Source organism: Alkalibacterium sp. MB6 (assembly GCF_009935905.1).
Taxonomy (GTDB): Bacteria; Bacillota; Bacilli; order Lactobacillales; family Carnobacteriaceae_A; genus Alkalibacterium.
In genome coordinates, this window is sequence record NZ_PREX01000085.1 from 1 (window position 1) to 335 (window position 335).

The following is a 335-nucleotide window of genomic DNA, read 5'->3' on the forward strand; positions in this document are numbered from 1 at the left end:
GTTTATTCCAGCGTATTAGCGGTTTACTTGACCCACGGGTTGGGCGCTATTTTATGAATACCTTCCATGCCGACTATCCTTTACTGCGCTGGTCCCTAGACCACATCTTTCATAGTACCGATTTTGGTTTGGTCAAGATGAAACGTTTATCCCATATCGGTTCAGATCATTTTCCGATTTATGTAGTTTTACAAACGGACCGTCTGTTTGAGCAACAACAGCAATCTTTGCAACAGACTGCGGAAGATGAACAGGAAGCCCAAAAGGCCATACAGGAAGGCATAGAGAAAGCAGAGGAAGAGGAGAAAGAGGTGACTGATCCTTTGGCGCAACCG

At 45.4% G+C, this 335-nt stretch carries 1 protein-coding gene; it reads left to right on the plus strand.

What is annotated here, in order from left to right; genetic code table 11:
* Positions 1 to 335 (plus strand): endonuclease/exonuclease/phosphatase family protein (locus C3945_RS11785; protein ID WP_202623376.1); only part of this gene is annotated, 335 nt, incomplete at both ends.